The following is a 15,546-nucleotide window of genomic DNA, read 5'->3' as shown; positions in this document are numbered from 1 at the left end:
CCTGGTTCGACGCCTCCGCCGCCCGGTGGTGGGGTGCATCATGCCGCGACGATGCTGGCCGACCCGAGCATGGGTGGCCCCGGCGTTCCTCAGCCGCCCGGGCCTCCTGGTCCGCCCGGCCCGCCCGGTCCTCCGACGCCTCCCGCCCCGCCTGGTTCGACGCCTCCGCCGCCCGGTGGTGGGGTGCATCATGCCGCGACGATGCTGGCCGACCCGAGCATGGGTGGCCCCGGCGTTCCTCAGCCTCCCGGTCCTCCCGGTCCTCCCGGTCCTCCCGGTCCTCCCGGAATGCCGCAGGGTGGCGCCCCCACGCCGCAGCCTGCGGCGTACGGGTATCCGCAGGCACCCGCCGGCCGGCCGACCGTCGGCCCCGGCTATCAGGCCGTGCTGCGCTACCGCGCGCCCGACGGCAGCGAGCAGCAGCTGATCCGCCGCTCGGCGCCCGGCACCCCGCATCCCGAGTGGCAGATGCTGCACGAGCTGCGGGCCATGAACGTGCCGCCACAGCAGGTCATCGAGCTGCACACCGAGCTGGAGTCGTGCGAGCTGCCGGGTGGGTACTGCGCGCGGATGATCCGGGAGACCTGGCCGCAGGTGCGGATCACCAGCGTCGCCCCGTACGGCACCGATCACGCCAGCCGTCAGCAGGGCATGCAGCATCTGCTCACCCATCAGGGCGAGCTGCATCAGGTGGCGGACGGGCCGGCGCGTCCGGCGCCGGTGCGGGCACCGCTGCCGCAGATGCAGCCCGTGCCGCCGGTGCCGCCGGAGGCCGTCGCGCAGGAGCTGCTGCAGGCCTTCGGGCCGCAGGGCATCCTCCGCTTCGATCAGCGCGCGGTGTCGCGTCAGGGTGTGCCCGAGACCGTGGCACAGACGTTGGTGTGGGCGGGGCTGCCCGCCGACTTCGGGCCGTTCTTCTGGGCGCAGCCGGGTCAGCCGGTGGTGCCGACGCTGGGTGAGCTGGCCGCCCAGCGGCAGGTGCAGGCCGCTCCGGACGCCGGGTCGTATCTCGTCATGGGGTCCGACTTCGGGCGGGCGATCTGTGTCCAGTACGGGACCGCGAACATCGTGGCGGTGCCGGTCGAGGCAGGGCCTGGCGGGCAGCCGGTGGCGCCGCAGTTCGTGAACACCGGGCTGCCGGAGTTCCAGCGTTCGATGGCCCTGCTCGGCCGGATGTGGCGGCTGCGGTTCGGGCTCAATCCGGAGCAGGCGGGCCGCTGGACGGTCGACTTCCAGGCCCAGCTGGTGGCGCTGGACGCGGCGGCGCTGGCGTCGCCGGAGAGCTGGTGGTCCGTACTGCTCGAACAGATGTGGGACGGACTCATCTGACCCGGCAGGTTCCTTCTGCGGACGGCGCCCGGTTCCCCGTGAGGGGGCCGGGCGCCGTGCTGTGTGCGGTCTGTGATGCCGGTCGCTTCCGTCCGGAAAGTCACTGGTCGATTCCGACTTCTGTGTCAATTGCCGCATCCTTAGACGTAATGCAGGTGGTCGGAGAGTCGGAAAGAGGCTTCAGGGATGAGTTCTGCACCGGTGTCCGCGCATGGCTTCGTCGGCGTACGGGGACGTGGCTACCGTCCGGAGCAGGTGGACCGGGCCGTGGGCGCGCTGTCGGCGGAGCGGGACGAGGCGTGGGAGCAGGTGGCCCGGCTGGCCGCGCTGGTGGAGGAAATGTCGGCCGAGTCGGTGCGGCTGAGCGCGGCCGTCGCGCAGCTGGCCCCGCAGGATTACGCGTCGCTCGGTGAGCGCGCCCAGCGGATCCTGGCGCTCGCCGAGGGCGAGGCCGAGGCCGTCCAGGGCGCCGCCCGGGAGGAGGCGCAGGCGCTGCGGGACGCGGCGGACGAGGCGGGCCGGGGTCTCGGCGAGTCGGCGCGCGCGGATGCCGGGGCGATGCGGGAGGCGGCCGAGAAGCATGCCGACGAGACGTTGTCCGCGGCCCGGGGCACCGCCGAGCAGACCCTCGTCGAGGCCCGCGAGGAGGCAGCGGAGCTGCGGGAGCTGGCGGAGTCGGTGATGGCCGAGACGCGTCGTAGCACCGCGAGCGTCCTGGCCCACCAGGAGCAGGAGCACGCCGAGCGGTGGCAGGCGACCGAACGTGAGGTGGCGGAGGCCGAGGTGGCGCAGACGGCGCGTCACGGCGAACTGACCGAGCAGGCGGAGGTCCGGCTGGCCGAGGCGCGGCGGGCGCTGGCGGAGACGGAGGAGGCCGCACGGCACGGTCAGGAGGACGCGGAGGCGCAGGGCGCGGAGCTGATCGCGGCCGCCAGGGTCCGTGAGGAGCGGGTGGTCCGGGAGACGGAGCGGATTCTGCGGGAGCACGAGGGGGGCCGCGAGGAGGTGCAGGCGCACATGGCGCACGTACGGAACACCCTCGCGGCGCTCACCGGGCGGGTGACCCCGACGGAGGACTGATCCGGCCACCTTCCTTCTCAGCCCCGTGCATGGCCGAGGAACTGTCGTGCGCCCGTCTAAGGCTGGGCTAACCTGACGCCATGCGCGGGGGAGCTGAAAAAGAGTCACCTTTGCTGGGCAGTGGAGCCACGCCGACGGAGCCGGACGACCCCCGGCGGATCGGCGCCTTCAGACTGCTCGGCATTCTGGGTACCGGTGGGATGGGGCGGGTCTATCTAGGCGCGTCGACGGGGCGGTACGCGGCGGTCAAGCAGGTGCTGCCGGTGCTGGCCGCGGACAAGGAGTTCCTGTCCCACTTCGGGCACGAGCTCGACAATCTCGCCAAGTTGCCGGCCGGGGTCAGTGCCCGGCTGCTGGCCAGTGACCGCACGGCGCAGCCGCCGTGGTTCGCCACGGAGTACATCCCCGGCATTACCCTGAGCGACGCGCTGCGGCTGAACGAGGGCCCGCTGCCCGCGGACAGCTTGTGGCGGCTGCTGCGCGACGCGGCGAGCGGTCTGCGTGCGGTGCACGCGGCCGGGATGGTGCACCGGGACCTGAAGCCCTCCAACGTCATGCTGACGCTCGACGGTGTGACCCTGATCGACTTCGGGGTGGCCCGGGCGGCCGACCAGTCCAGGGTGACCAGGACCGGGATGGTCATCGGCACACCCGCCTACATGGCTCCCGAACAGGCCCTGGCCGAGCGGGATCTGACCGGTGCGGCGGATGTGTTCGCACTGGCCGGTCTGCTGCTCTTCGCCGCGAACTGCCGTCCGCCGTTCGGCGACGGGTCGGGGCCGGGCCTGCTCTACCGCATCGTGCACACCGAACCCGACCTCGGGCGTCTGCCGGACCTCGATCCGGCCCTGGCCGCCGTGGTCGAGTCCTGTCTCGCCAAGGACGCCGCGGACCGGCCGACGGCCGCCGAGATCTTCGAGATCGCCGACGAACGGGTGCCCGCCGCAGTCTGTGCGCCGTGGCCGCCGGTCGTCACGGACCGGATCACCGAGCGCGAGGCGTTCGCGGCGAACCCGCCGCCGCCCGAGGAGCCCGAACCGGAGCGGGCGGCGGAGCCCGTCCCCGCTGTGGTGCCCTCCCTGCCGGACGTCGGGACGACCGACGCCGTCCCCGAGAAGCCGCGCAGGCGCCGCCCGCGGGTGGTGCTTGTCGCGATCCCCGTCGTGGTGGCCGTGGGTACGACGCTGACCCTGGTGGTCGGGCCGTACCAGATCGGCGGGTCCGGTGCGGACTCCGACTCCGCGGCGCCGTCGATCACCGTCGGGCCGTCCGGATCGGCGGCGGGCGGTGGCTCCCCGGATCCCGCGAAGTCGCCCTCCCGCTCGCCCGGTTCCAAGCCCGGATCGGGCTCCGCCTCGCCGGACGGCTCCGCCGACAAGTCCAAGGGCGGCAAGGACGGGAAGGGCGGGGCCGATGGTGCCGGGGGCTCCGGTTCCGGCGGTTCCGACGGTGCCGGTGGTGCGGGTGGCGGCAGTGGTTCCGGTGGTGGCGGTGGTTCCCAGTCCTCGGGCGGCGGCTCGGGCTCCGGTTCCGGTTCCGGTGGTTCCCAGTCCTCGGGCGGCGGCTCGGGCTCCGGTTCCGGTTCCGGTGGTTCCCAGTCCTCGGGCGGCTCCGGTTCGAGCTCCGGCTCGGGTGGAGGACAGGTCCCGGCGCCCTCGGGGCAGTACTACCTCAAGAACGCGTCCAACAAGCGGTGCCTGGGTGAGTCCTATTCCCCCTACGGCGGCTCCATGATCATGAACCAGGTGTGCGGCGAGCCGGCGCACAACGGGGCCACGCTCTACTACAAGTGGACGTACAAACCCACCTCCGGCGGCAGGTTCAAGCTCGTCGGCCAGGGCTCCGGCAACTGCCTCAGGCTGAACGGCTATGCAGGGCTGTCGGCCGAGACCTGCAACTCATCCGATTCCCAGGTCTGGCGGATCGGGACCAAGACATCGAGCGGTCACACCCTGGTGAACGTCGCCGAGGGCGTCTGCCTCCAGATGTCCGGCAGCATCGGCTTCCAGTCGGCGGCGTGCAACCCCTCGGAGCCGGCACAGCTGTGGCGCAACTCCTGACCGGCGCGCAGGGAGTGGGGCCCGCGCGCCGTACAGGCCCCTGTCCGGCCGCCGTGTTCAGCGCCGGGGCGCCGGTGGGACGCCCGCCAGGATGCGCGGCTCCTCGACCTGGTACAGCCTGCGCGCCTCAGGCGCCGTGTGGCGGGGTAGCACCGTGCCCAGCCAGCCCGCCAGGAATCCGGCGGGGATGGAGACGAGGCCGGTCGTGGTGAACGGGAACCAGTTGAAGTCGTGCCCGGGGAAGACCGAGGAGGGTGAGCCCGAGACCAGATTGGTGCCGGTGATCAGCACCATGACGGTGACGGTGCCGACGATCAGGGTGCAGAGCAGTCCGGTGCGCGTGAAGCGTCGCCAGAACATGCTGTAGACGAGCGCCGGGGCCAGAGCCGACGCGCCGACGCAGAACGAGAGCGTCGCCAGTGCCTGCACGTTCCAGTGTCTGGCCACGACGGCGAGGGTGATGGCGAGCAGTCCGACGGTGACCGCCGAGGCCTGTGCCGTACGCATTTCGGACAGGCCCGGCAGTGGCTTTCTGTTCGGGTCGCGCACCCCGTGCAGTCCGTGGGCGAAGAGATCGTGCGCGAGGGAGTTCGCGCAGGCGAGGATCATGCCGGCGACGGAGGCGAGCAGCGTCAGGAAGATCGCTGTCGTCATCGTCGTGACGATCAGCGCGCCCAGTCGGCCGCCGCCCGCCACCACGCCGCTGACCTGGAGGATCGAACTGTTTCCGGATGCTCCGGCAGCGGTGATGCGGTCGTGGCCGACGAGTGCACCCGCGCCGAAGCCGATCACGACGACGAGGAGACAGATCGTGGCGACCACGGCGACCGCCCAGGACAGTGAGCGCCGGACGGCCTGGGTCGAGCGGCTGCTCGTCATGCGCATGGCCACGTGGGGCAGGCAGGCGGCACCGAGCACCACGGTCAGTTCGGAGCTGACCATGTCGAGTCCGCTGCCCTCGAACTGGAGCCCCGAGCGCAGATACCCGGCCCCGGCGCCGCTGCTGTTCCGGGCGGCCGAGAGCAGGGCGCCGGTGTCCCAGCCGAAACGGTTCATGACCAGTACGGAGATGGTGAACGCGGCGACGAAGAGGACCACCGTCTTCACGATCTGGATCAGTGACGTGCCCTTCATGCCGCCGATCGCCGCGTAGGCGATCATCAGGATGCCGAGCCCGATGATGGCGCCGGTGCGGAATCCCGAACTGTCGAAACCCAGGATGAAGGCGAGCAGATCGCCGCTGCTGGCGAGTTGGACGACCATCATCGGGACGAGCGCGGCGAGGGTGGTCGCGCAGGCTGTGATGCGGACGGCGCGGCCGGGCGCGCGGCGCACGAGCAGGTCGCCCACGGTGAACCCGCCCACGTTGCGCAGGGGTTCGGCCAGCAGGAACATCAGCAGGACGAGCGAGAGGGTGATGCTCAGGGCGAGGATCATCCCGTCGTAGCCGGTGAGGGCGATGATGCCGGTGGTGCTGAGAACCGTGGCGGCGGAGAGGTAGTCGCCCGCGAGGGCGAGGCCGTTCTGGAGGGGCGAGAGCGAGCGGGAGCCGGCGTAGAACTCGTCGAGGTCGTCGCGGTCCGGACCGGTCATCACACAGAGCAGCAGGGCCACGGTGGCCACGGCGAGAAACGCCACCAGGGACATCGACTGCGCGGAGTCGTCGAATCCGTTCACCGGGCCGCACCCGCTCTTCGGAGCCGGGCGGCGAGCGGGTCGACCGTGTGCCGGGCGGTCCGTTCGTACAGGACGACGGCGAGCAGCGTCACCGGGAGCTGACAGAGACCCAGCGCCAGGCCGATGGTGAGGCCGCCGAACAGGGGGCGCTCCATCAGGCCCTTGGCGAAGCCCGAGAGCAGTAGAAAGGCGGCGAAGTAGCCGAGTGCGGTCAGGGTCGTGATGCGCCGCAGCAGCCGGTACGCGGTGCGCAGCCGACGCAGGTCGCCGGGGCGGGCGGGTCCGGCCACGGGGGTGGCGGGCGGGTCCGGCAGCTCCGGGGGCGGTACGGGGTCCGAACTCTGCCAGGGCAGCAGGTACTCGGGGCGTTGCGGGGGTGGAGGCTGGTGCCGTCGGGGTGCCGTCGGCAGCCGTTCGGGCCAAGAGGAGTACGGGGACGGGGGTGGGCTTCCGTACGACATCTGGGTGCTGCTCCTTGCGTGGCTCGGGTCCTGGGCTGGACGGCAAGGCAGGAGTGCGGTGGTGCTGTCGGAAGCGCGAACATTACTCGCCGGTATGGGGAGTTGGGGAGACGTTGGACGGAACTACCCACGGTAATGGCTCAGTCGCATGAGGTCCGGTCCGGCGGAAGCCTCGTGGAAAGGTCTTCGGGCCCTGCCCCTGACACGGTTCTCCACTCGGGGGCCGAGACCCCTAGGGGGTGCTCCCCACTTCCGCCCAGGGGCGTTTCCTCCGGCCGGAGGACGTGACGGCGGGGGCTCGTTCCTTAACGTGTTCCTACACCGCGAAATGCGGTCGATTCCCACCGCGGATGCGGCTGACCGCAGGGGGCGGGGTGGGGAAAACCCCACCCGAAGACTGCGCTGGGCACCAGCGCGCGGGGCCCCTGGGAACACCAGACTTCAGACGTACGCCGCGACCACTCGAAAACCTCATGACCGACATAGGAGATAAACCGTGACAACGGCTGTAACCATTCCCAGGCACGGGGGCACTGGAGGGCGTACGGCCGTCGCTGCGCGAGCGCGACAGGTCGTCAAGGCGTACGGGGCGGGGGAGACCAGGGTCGTCGCGCTCGACCATGTCGATGTGGACATCGCCCGCGGGCAGTTCACGGCGATCATGGGCCCGTCCGGCTCCGGCAAGTCGACCCTGATGCACTGTCTGGCCGGCCTGGACACCGTGACCTCGGGTCAGATCTTCCTCGACGAGACCGAGATCACCGGACTCAAGGACAAGAGGCTCACCCAGCTCCGCCGGGACCGGATCGGCTTCATCTTCCAGGCGTTCAACCTGCTCCCCACGCTCAACGCGCTGGAGAACATCACGCTGCCGATGGACATCGCGGGCCGCAAGCCCGACGCGGCCTGGCTGCGGCAGGTCGTGGAGACGGTCGGTCTCGCCGAGCGGCTGAAGCACCGGCCCACCGAGCTCTCCGGCGGCCAGCAGCAGCGCGTCGCGGTGGCCAGGGCGCTCGCCGCCAGGCCGGAGATCATCTTCGGTGACGAGCCCACCGGAAACCTGGACTCGCGGGCCGGCGCCGAGGTGCTGAGCTTCCTGCGCAGGTCCGTCGACGAGCTGGGCCAGACCATCGTCATGGTCACCCACGACCCGGTCGCCGCCTCCTACGCGGACCGGGTGCTGTACCTCGCCGACGGACGCATCGTCGACGAGATGCACAACCCGACGGCCGATCAGGTCCTCGACCGCATGAAGGACTTCGACTCGCGCGGGCGGACGTCATGACCGTCTGGAAGACATCGAGGCGCAACTTCTTCGCGCACAAGGGACGCATGGCGCTCTCCGCCGTCGCGGTCCTGCTGTCGGTGGCGTTCGTGTGCGGCACGCTCGTCTTCACCGACACCATGAACACCACGTTCGACAAGCTCTTCGCCGCGACGGCGGCCGATGTCACCGTCAGCCCGAAGACCTCCGAGGACGACGACCGGCTTCCGGAGAACGGCAAGCCCGTCACGCTCCCCGCCTCCGCCGTCCAGCAGGTCGGCAAGGCCACCGGCGTGAAGGACGCCGAGGGCGCGGTCACCAGCATGTCCGTCACCGTCGTCGACAGTCAGAACAAGAACATGGGCTCCACGACGGGTGCCCCGACGATCGCGGGCAACTGGACGAAGAACGACCTGCGTTCGATGGAGATCACCTCCGGCCACGCACCGCGCGGCCCGACCGAGATGATGGTCGACGCCGACACCGCCGACAAGCACCACCTGAAGCTCGGTGACGAACTGCGCACCATCGCCGCCACCGGCGACATCAACGCGAAGATCAGCGGCATCGCCACCTTCAAGGTCACCAACCCCGGCGCGGCGGTCGTCTACTTCGACACCGTCACCGCGCAGACAAAGCTGCTCGGCAAGCCGGACGTCTTCAGCCTCATCTCCGTCACCGCCGAACAGGGCGTCAGCGACACGCAGTTGAAGCAGGCCGTCGCCACGGCGCTCGGTGACACCTCCGGGTACAAGCTCCGGACGCAGAAGGAGGCCGCGGACGCCAACAAGAACTCGATGGGCTCCTTCCTCGATGTCATGAAGTACGCGATGCTCGGCTTCGCCGGAATCGCCCTCCTCGTCGGCATCTTCCTGATCGTCAACACCTTCTCGATGCTGGTCGCCCAGCGCACCCGCGAGATCGGCCTGATGCGGGCCATCGGCTCCAGCCGCAAGCAGGTCAACCGTTCCGTGCTCATCGAGGCGCTGTTCCTCGGCATCCTCGGCTCCGTCCTCGGCGTCGGCGTGGGCATCGGCCTCGCCGTCGGCCTGATGAAGCTCATGGGCGCCGCGGGCATGGAGTTGTCCACCGACGACCTCACGGTCGCCTGGACGACCCCGGTCGTCGGCCTCGCGCTCGGCATCATCGTGACTGTCGTCGCCGCGTACATCCCGGCCCGTCGCGCCGGGAAGATCTCCCCGATGGCCGCCCTGCGCGACGCAGGAACCCCGGCGGACGGCCGGGCCGGCCGGGTCAGGGCAGCGATCGGCCTGGTGCTCACCCTTGCCGGTGGCGCCGCGCTCCTGGCTGCGACGCGGGCCGACAAGTCGAGCGAAGGCTCGCTCTTCCTCGGTGCGGGCGTGGTCCTCACCCTGATCGGTTTCATCGTGATCGGCCCGCTGCTGGCCGGCTTCGTGGTCCGGGTGCTGAGCGCGGTCATGCTGCGGATGTTCGGCCCCGTGGGACGGCTCGCGGAGCGCAATGCCCTGCGCAACCCGCGCCGCACCGGAGCAACCGGCGCCGCCCTGATGATCGGCCTCGCCCTGGTCGCCTGCCTCTCGGTCGTCGGTTCGTCGATGGTCGCCTCGGCCACCGAGGAGCTCGACAAGTCGGTCGGCGCGGACTTCATCGTCCAGCCGTCCGGTGGCAACCCGACGCTCCTCGTGGACCAGGCGGTGAAGTCCCTGGAGTCCGTGCCGGACATCGAACACCTCACCGGCTACAAGGTCGTCAGCGCCGGGATCACGGCCCCCGACGGCAGCACCGAGAACAAGGTCCTGGCCGCCGTCGATCCCACGTACCAGGAGGACGTCCGGCGCGAGACGGTCGCCGGGAAGCTGGCCGACGCGTACGCCAAGGACGCCATGTCCGTCGGCGACACGTACGCCACCAAGCACCACCTCAAGGTCGGCGACCGGCTCACCGTCGCTTTCAAGGGCGGCGAGACCGCGAAGCTGAGGCTTGCCGCGATCACCTCGGACGACGTGAACATCGACAAGGGCGCGATGTACACGAACGTCGCGACCGCCGCGCGGTACGTCCCCGCCGACAGCCTGCCGAAGAACATGATGATGTTCGCGAAGGCCGAGGACGGCAAGGAGAAGGAGGCGTACGCCGCGCTCAAGACCGCCCTCGCCAAGTACCCGCAGTACGAGGTGAAGAACCAGGCCGACTTCAAGCAGCAGCTGAAGGACCAGATCGGCCAGATGCTGAACATCGTCTACGGCCTGCTGGCGCTCGCGATCATCGTCGCGGTGCTCGGTGTGGTGAACACTCTGGCCCTGTCGGTGGTCGAGCGGACCCGTGAGATCGGCCTGATGCGCGCCATCGGCCTCTCCCGCCGCCAGCTGCGCCGGATGATCCGCCTGGAGTCGGTGGTCATCGCGGTCTTCGGCGCCCTGCTCGGCCTGGGCCTCGGCATGGGCTGGGGCACGGCGGCCCAGAAGCTGCTGGCTCTGGAGGGCCTCGACGTCCTGGAGATCCCGTGGCCGACGATCCTCACGGTCTTCGTCGCCTCGGCCTTCGTCGGCCTGTTCGCGGCCCTGGTCCCGGCGTTCCGGGCGGGCAGGATGAACGTGCTGAACGCGATCGCGACGGATTAGCGAGAACGACGGTCGACGTCAGTGCCCCTCCCGGCAAGCTTTGCCCCGTCGCGCCGCCCAGCACGCACTCCCCCAAGGCCTTAAGGGCCAGGGGGACCCCCTTCCGCGTTGGCCAAAAGTCCTGGTAGCTCCTTCCCCAAGCTCTCAACTTCGTTCGAGCAGGGGAGACCCCATCCAAGGACTTCCGGCCGCCTTGCGATCGCACGCACCGGACGACGCTCCTTACGGGGCAAACATTGCCGGTCACGGCACTAGGATGACTGATCCGGCCCCGGGGTGTTCCTCCAAACACTCCGGGGCCGGATTCGTGCCCTCGCGGCCCGGTCAGGCGGGCATGACAGGGACGTCGTACTTCGGGATCCACAGGTCCCGCGTGACGAGTGTCAGCGCTTCGAGCTGGGCCTGTGCGACGAGAACCCGGTCGAAGGGATCTCGATGAATCCGGGGAAGGCGTCCGGCGCGAACGCCGTGTGCGGCGGTGATGGGCAGCGCGGTGAACTGCATGTCCCGCGCCCGTTCCGCAAGGTCTCCAGGGCCCTCCAGCTTCCCGAGGCTCTGCTTGATCGCGATTTCCCACGGGGTCGCAGCGCTGATGTACACCTCGGGTTCGGTGCGCAACAGGTCCTTGAGGTCGTTGGACAGCTCGGGGGAGGCATCCAGCCACCACAGGACGACGTGCGTGTCCAGAAGCAGTCTCATCCGCGCATCCCGAATGCGTCGGCGATGTCGTCGGGCAGTTCGTCGAAGTCCTCGGCGATGCGGATCTGCCCCCGGAGCGCCCCGTAGTCGGTCCGGTCGACCCTGGGGTGCAGTGGCACGACCTTGGCGATGGGCTTGCCCGCCCTGCTGATCACAACCTCTTCCCCGGTCTCGACCTGTTGCAGTATGCGGGAAAAGTGGGTCTTGGCCTCATGCACGTTGTACTGCCGCGCTGCTTCCACGACTGCCTCGCAGGGAACTGGGTCCGGACTAGGTGTGGACTAAGGCTAGCCCCGGTCTCACCGCACGGGCAACGGCGTTCCCTCGCGCGGGTGACACACCGGCGTCGTACGCTGGAGCCCCCGGCCCGCCGGGGGGTGGCTTCTGGATCATGCCGGGCTCGCGAGGGCCGGCACGCGCATCTGCGGCGTTGCGGCCCTCGCTCCCTGGTCCGGCCTGACCCAGAAGCCACCCCCAGCCCGTGTCGGGTCCTTCGTGTTGCCCCACGCGTCACCCCTGGCAGCAGCCGGCTGTCAGACCTCGCCCTCGTTACCCGGACGGAAGCCCTTCATGAGCCTGCACGGCCTGCTGGATGTCGTCGTACATGACCCGGCACTCTCCGAAGCGGTGAAGGCCGCCACCGCCGGCCACCGCATGCATGTCGACCTCGTCGGTCCGCCCGCCGCCCGCCCCTTCGCCGTGGCCGCGCTGGCCCGCGAGACCGACCGGACCGTGCTCGCAGTCACCGCGACCGGACGGGAGGCCGAGGACCTGGCGGCCGCGCTGCGCACCCTGCTGCCGCCGGACACGATCGCCGAGTTCCCGTCCTGGGAGACCCTGCCGCACGAGCGGCTCTCACCCCGCTCCGACACCGTGGGCCGCCGCCTCGCCGTGCTGCGGCGCCTCGCGCACCCGAGGAAGGACGATCCGGAGACCGGCCCGGTCAAGGTCGTCGTCGCACCGGTGCGCTCCGTGCTCCAGCCGCAGGTCAAGGGACTCGGCGACCTGGAACCCGTAGCGCTGCGCATCGGACAGAGCGCCGACCTCGGCAAGACCGTCGACGCGCTCGCGGCAGCCGCGTACTCCCGGGTCGAACTGGTCGAGAAACGCGGCGAGTTCGCCGTGCGCGGCGGCATCCTGGACGTCTTCCCGCCGACCGAGGAACACCCCCTTCGGGTGGAATTCTGGGGCGACGACGTCGAGGAGATCCGCTACTTCAAGATCGCCGACCAGCGGTCGCTGGAGATCGCCGAGCACGGGTTGTGGGCGCCGCCCTGCCGGGAGCTGCTGCTGACCGGCGAGGTGCGTGAGCGGGCCGCCGCCCTCGCCGAGCAACACCCGGAGCTGGGCGAGCTGCTCGGCAAGATCGCCGAGGGGATCGCGGTGGAGGGCATGGAGTCCCTCGCCCCGGTCCTCGTCGACGACATGGAACTGCTGCTCGACGTGCTGCCGAAGGGCTCGATGGCGCTGGTCTGCGACCCGGAGCGGGTGCGTACGAGGGCCGCCGACCTGGTCGCCACCAGCCAGGAGTTCCTCCAGGCGTCCTGGGCGGCGACCGCGATGTCCAGCGCGGACGAAGTCCGCTCCGGCAAGGGCGGTGGTGGGCGACGGGCGGGCGAGGCCCCGATCGACGTCGGCGCGGCCTCCCTGTGGGGCATCGCGGACGTCCGCGACCGGGCCCGCGAGCTGGAGATGATGTGGTGGTCGGTCTCCCCGTTCGCCGCGGACGACGAGCTCGACGAGGACACCCTCAAGCTCACGATGCACGCCCCGGAGTCGTACCGGGGCGACACCGCCCGCGCGCTCGCCGACACCAAGGGCTGGATCGCCGACGGCTGGCGCACGGTGTACGTCACCGAGGGCCAGGGGCTCGCCTCCCGTATGGTCGAGGTGCTGAGCGGCGAGGGCATCGCCGCCCGCCTGGATCCCGACCTGGCCGAGATCTCCCCGTCGCTGGTCCACGTCTCCTGCGGCGCGGTCGACCAAGGCTTCGTCGACCCGGCGCTCAGACTCGCCGTCCTCACCGAGACGGACCTGACCGGCCAACGCACCGCCACCAAGGACCTGGGCCGGATGCCGGCCCGCCGCCGCAAGACCATCGACCCGCTGGCGCTGGAGACCGGCGACTACATCGTCCACGAACAGCACGGTGTGGGCCGCTACATCGAAATGGTGCAGCGTACGGTGCAGGGCGCCACCCGCGAGTACCTGCTCGTCGAGTACGCCCCCGCCAAGCGCGGCCAGCCCGGCGACCGCCTCTACATCCCGACCGACCAGCTGGAACAGGTCACCAAGTACGTCGGCGGCGAGGCGCCCACCCTGCACCGGCTCGGCGGCGCCGACTGGACGAAGACCAAGGCGCGCGCCAAGAAGGCGGTCAAGGAGATCGCCGCCGACCTGATCAAGCTGTACTCGGCGCGGATGGCGGCGCCCGGTCATGTCTTCGGCCCCGACACGCCCTGGCAGCGCGAACTGGAGGACGCCTTCCCGTACGCGGAGACGCCCGACCAGCTCACCACCATCGCCGAGGTCAAGGAGGACATGGAGAAGTCCGTCCCGATGGACCGGCTGATCTGCGGCGACGTCGGCTACGGCAAGACGGAGATCGCGGTACGGGCGGCCTTCAAGGCGGTCCAGGACGGCAAGCAGGTCGCCGTCCTCGTCCCCACGACCCTCCTGGTCCAGCAGCACTACGGCACGTTCACCGAGCGCTACTCCCAATTCCCGGTCAGCGTAAGGGCCCTGAGCCGCTTCCAGTCGGATTCCGAATCCAAGTCGACCCTCGAAGGGCTCCGCGAGGGCTCCGTCGACCTGGTCATCGGCACCCACCGCCTCTTCTCCTCCGAGACGAAGTTCAAGGACCTGGGCCTGGTCATCGTCGACGAGGAGCAGCGCTTCGGCGTCGAACACAAGGAGCAGCTGAAGAAGCTCCGCGCCAATGTGGACGTCCTCACCATGTCCGCGACGCCCATCCCCCGTACGCTCGAAATGGCCGTCACCGGCATCCGTGAGATGTCGACGATCACCACGCCGCCCGAGGAGCGCCACCCGGTCCTCACCTTCGTCGGACCGTACGAGGAGAAGCAGATCGGCGCGGCCATCCGCCGTGAACTGCTCCGTGAGGGCCAGGCGTTCTACATCCACAACCGTGTCGAGTCGATCGACCGCGCCGCCGCGCGGCTGCGCGAGATCGTCCCCGAGGCGAGGATCGCGACCGCCCACGGCCAGATGTCCGAACAGGCCCTGGAACAAGTGGTGGTGGACTTCTGGGAGAAGAAGTTCGACGTCCTGGTCTCCACGACGATCGTCGAGTCCGGCATCGACATCTCCAACGCCAACACCCTGATCGTGGAGCGCGGCGACAACTTCGGCCTCTCCCAGCTCCACCAGTTGCGCGGCCGGGTCGGCCGTGCCCGCGAGCGCGGTTACGCGTACTTCCTCTACCCGCCGGAGAAGCCCCTCACCGAGACGGCCCACGAGCGCCTGGCCACGATCGCCCAGCACACCGAGATGGGCGCGGGCATGTACGTGGCGATGAAGGACCTCGAAATCCGCGGCGCCGGAAACCTCCTGGGCGGCGAACAGTCCGGCCACATCGCGGGCGTCGGCTTCGACCTGTACGTACGCATGGTGGGCGAGGCGGTGGCCGACTACCGGGCCTCCCTCGAAGGCGGCGTGGAGGAGGAGCCGCCCCTGGAGGTCAAGATCGAGCTCCCGGTCGACGCCCACGTCCCCCACGACTACGCCCCGGGCGAGCGGCTGCGCCTCCAGGCGTACCGCGCCATCGCCTCCGCCAACACGGAGGACGACATCAGGGCGGTCCGTGAGGAACTCACCGACCGCTACGGCAAACTCCCCGAGCCGGTCGAGAACCTGCTCCTGGTCGCGGGCCTGCGCATGCTGGCCCGCGCCTGCGGCGTCGGCGAGATCGTGCTCCAGGGCTCGAACATCCGGTTCGCCCCGGTCGAGCTGCGTGAATCGCAGGAGCTCCGCCTGAAGCGCCTCTACCCGAAGACGGTCATCAAGCCGGCCGTCCACCAGATCCTGGTCCCGCGCCCCACCACCGGCAGGATCGGCGGCAAGCCGGTCGTCGGCCGCGAACTGCTGGCGTGGACGGGGGAGTTCCTCACGACGATCCTGGGGTCGTGAGGCGGGTGGGCGCGGGCGTGGTTGAGAAGACCAGCCACACGGTCTTGCCGACGACGTGATCACCGACCCCGAAGTCGTCGGCGAGCTCGCTCACGAGGTGTAACCCGCGCCCCGAGCAGGCGTCTCGTCGAGGCGCTGAACCGCCGGCTGACCGGGCCCGCTGTCACGGACCTCCAGGGCGGTTGCGCGTACGAGCCGGACGGCGAAGGTCGCCGTGAAGCCGC

Annotated in this window: 10 protein-coding genes; 6 read left to right on the top strand and 4 right to left on the bottom strand. The window is 70.3% G+C overall.

Going from position 1 to position 15,546, the window contains the following annotated elements; translation table 11 throughout:
* From ACZ7L9_RS29445 to ACZ7L9_RS29435, 3 genes are all read left to right on the top strand, one after another.
* A partial coding sequence (locus ACZ7L9_RS29445) for an SUKH-4 family immunity protein (RefSeq protein ID WP_471419857.1) occupies positions 1–1,329 on the top strand: 1,329 nt, incomplete at its 5' end.
* A gap of 186 nt (positions 1,330–1,515) precedes the next feature.
* The gene (locus ACZ7L9_RS29440) at positions 1,516–2,409 is read left to right on the top strand and encodes a cellulose-binding protein (protein ID WP_471419855.1); all 894 of its coding nucleotides are present in this window, start codon (positions 1,516–1,518) and stop codon (positions 2,407–2,409) included.
* A 110-nt stretch (positions 2,410–2,519) separates the two neighbouring features.
* The gene (locus ACZ7L9_RS29435; RefSeq protein ID WP_471419854.1) at positions 2,520–4,469 is read left to right on the top strand and encodes a protein kinase domain-containing protein; all 1,950 of its coding nucleotides are present in this window, start codon (positions 2,520–2,522) and stop codon (positions 4,467–4,469) included.
* Between the two features lie 57 nt (positions 4,470–4,526).
* Here the strand turns inward: ACZ7L9_RS29435 and ACZ7L9_RS29430 are convergent, their stop codons facing one another.
* Together ACZ7L9_RS29430 and ACZ7L9_RS29425 are read right to left on the bottom strand one after the other, a co-directional pair.
* On the bottom strand, positions 4,527–6,146 hold the full coding sequence (locus tag ACZ7L9_RS29430; protein WP_471419853.1) for a sodium/solute symporter: 1,620 nt from the start codon (positions 6,144–6,146) through the stop codon (positions 4,527–4,529).
* Complete coding sequence (locus tag ACZ7L9_RS29425; RefSeq protein WP_471419851.1) at positions 6,143–6,607, bottom strand: DUF485 domain-containing protein; 465 nt, start codon at positions 6,605–6,607, stop codon at positions 6,143–6,145. Before ACZ7L9_RS29425 ends, ACZ7L9_RS29430 begins: the two co-directional genes overlap by 4 nt.
* Before the next feature lie 496 nt (positions 6,608–7,103).
* Between ACZ7L9_RS29425 and ACZ7L9_RS29420 the strand changes: the two genes are divergently transcribed.
* Positions 7,104–7,892, top strand: a complete 789-nt coding sequence (locus ACZ7L9_RS29420) for an ABC transporter ATP-binding protein (protein ID WP_471419850.1) — start codon at positions 7,104–7,106, stop codon at positions 7,890–7,892.
* The gene (locus ACZ7L9_RS29415) at positions 7,889–10,474 is read left to right on the top strand and encodes an ABC transporter permease (protein ID WP_471419847.1); all 2,586 of its coding nucleotides are present in this window, start codon (positions 7,889–7,891) and stop codon (positions 10,472–10,474) included. The genes ACZ7L9_RS29420 and ACZ7L9_RS29415 overlap by 4 nt, the downstream gene beginning before the upstream one ends.
* Positions 10,475–10,798: 324 nt before the next feature.
* Here ACZ7L9_RS29415 and ACZ7L9_RS29410 read toward each other — a convergent pair whose 3' ends face one another.
* Together ACZ7L9_RS29410 and ACZ7L9_RS29405 are read right to left on the bottom strand one after the other, a co-directional pair.
* Positions 10,799–11,173 (bottom strand): type II toxin-antitoxin system VapC family toxin, encoded by a 375-nt coding sequence (locus ACZ7L9_RS29410; RefSeq protein ID WP_471419845.1) that lies wholly within the window; start codon positions 11,171–11,173, stop codon positions 10,799–10,801.
* Positions 11,170–11,391: a type II toxin-antitoxin system Phd/YefM family antitoxin gene (locus ACZ7L9_RS29405; RefSeq protein ID WP_471419892.1), complete on the bottom strand. Its 222-nt coding sequence runs from the start codon at positions 11,389–11,391 to the stop codon at positions 11,170–11,172. Before ACZ7L9_RS29405 ends, ACZ7L9_RS29410 begins: the two co-directional genes overlap by 4 nt.
* Before the next feature lie 352 nt (positions 11,392–11,743).
* Between ACZ7L9_RS29405 and mfd the strand changes: the two genes are divergently transcribed.
* Positions 11,744–15,322, top strand: a complete 3,579-nt coding sequence (gene mfd, locus ACZ7L9_RS29400) for a transcription-repair coupling factor (RefSeq protein WP_471419843.1) — start codon at positions 11,744–11,746, stop codon at positions 15,320–15,322.
* The last annotated feature ends 224 nt before the right edge of the window (positions 15,323–15,546 follow it).

This window comes from Streptomyces sp. NPDC111516 (assembly GCF_055635345.1).
Note: the sequence above shows the minus strand (reverse complement) of the source record. Positions and strands in the feature narration are given on the sequence as shown.

Excerpts from the sequence above, each read along its gene's own strand:
- ACZ7L9_RS29410 (WP_471419845.1), bottom strand. The coding sequence starts at position 11,173 with ATGAGACTGCTTCTGGACACGCACGTCGTCCTGTGGTGGCTGGATGCC.
- mfd (WP_471419843.1), top strand. The coding sequence starts at position 11,744 with ATGAGCCTGCACGGCCTGCTGGATGTCGTCGTACATGACCCGGCACTC.
- ACZ7L9_RS29415 (WP_471419847.1), top strand. The coding sequence starts at position 7,889 with ATGACCGTCTGGAAGACATCGAGGCGCAACTTCTTCGCGCACAAGGGA.
- ACZ7L9_RS29425 (WP_471419851.1), bottom strand. The coding sequence starts at position 6,607 with ATGTCGTACGGAAGCCCACCCCCGTCCCCGTACTCCTCTTGGCCCGAA.
- ACZ7L9_RS29440 (WP_471419855.1), top strand. The coding sequence starts at position 1,516 with ATGAGTTCTGCACCGGTGTCCGCGCATGGCTTCGTCGGCGTACGGGGA.